This is a genomic window from Acinetobacter sp. YH12049, from assembly GCF_013419875.1.
In the GTDB taxonomy this organism is placed as follows: domain Bacteria; phylum Pseudomonadota; class Gammaproteobacteria; order Pseudomonadales; family Moraxellaceae; genus Acinetobacter; species Acinetobacter amyesii.
This window is the reverse complement of record NZ_VOZH01000115.1, coordinates 1-1,075: the sequence shown is the minus strand read 5'-3', so window position 1 is coordinate 1,075 and position 1,075 is coordinate 1. Positions and strand designations below refer to the sequence as shown.

The 1,075-nt window shown below is 35.2% G+C and carries 1 protein-coding gene; it reads right to left on the bottom strand.

The window, feature by feature from the left end; all coding sequences use genetic code 11:
• On the bottom strand, positions 1-869 hold an 869-nt coding region (gene repM / locus FTU05_RS17740), incomplete at its 3' end, for a replication initiation protein RepM (RefSeq protein ID WP_180166225.1).
• Positions 870-1,075 lie beyond the last annotated feature (206 nt).

The following is a 1,075-nucleotide window of genomic DNA, read 5'->3' as shown; positions in this document are numbered from 1 at the left end:
AAAAGCATATCAGCGATACGAATAGCAAATTGTTGGTAGCTTTCTGTACCTTGTGAATATATTCCCATCTCAGGCATTTCAGACATTTTATTCGCAAATAAATGGCGTTGTGCATCGGTCATTTTTATAAAAAAATCAGGCGTGTTTGGATCTCTTTTTGCTTCAACTTTTGGCTGTTGTTTTTGCTTAAATTTGAAAGAAAAACCTGAAATGATCCGTCCTTTTTTATGCTGTTCATACGTTACAGTAATATCAGTATGCTCATTAATTTGTTTAATTGATGGTTCAAGCACACGCTTTTTGAAGTCACTCATGGCGGTGTATTCACTATCAACAAGACCTAATCTATTTCTAAACTCACTAAGTTCTAGTTGTGGAACTTTTCCAACTTCACGCCAAGCAATCAGCAATTCATAAAGCCTAGTGGCGTATTTACTGGTTAGGTGAGCAACTTGTTTAGCTTCATATTTTGTAAAGTGTTCTTCCAATCGTGTGATTAAAGGCACTACATCAGGAGCAAAAGTAATTTCTAACAATGCTAGGTCATCTACATAAAATATACGGCTTACCCAGCGAGATCGAACAATGCCGACTTTGCCTGTTTTTTTATATTCGGCTGTATAACTAAATTGACGATTAAACAGATTATTTACAGCTTCTCTCAAAGCTTTATATGACGCATCGGCAGATACATTGAATAGCTTGGCGTAGTCACTAGCATGTATTTCCAGTTTACTATCCGCAGTGATTCCTTGTCCCGATTCTCTAGCATTAATGATAGCTAGCATGATCAAACGTTGTTCCGTTAGCTCTAGGTTGTAACTGGCATTTATTAGAGCATTATCTTTCACGACTAAACTATTTTTCATAAGAAGAACTTATTATTATCTAATTAAAGGACAATGTAATCTAATATCTTTTTAAGGTCAATATTTATAACGTCCTTTAATTAAGAGTAAATGTCCGTTTATACAAGAGCAAATGTCCGTTTATACAAGAGCAAATGTCCGTTTATACAAGAGCAAATGTCCGTTTATATAGTCTGTAACACTTACTACACAAGGGTTTCAACCTG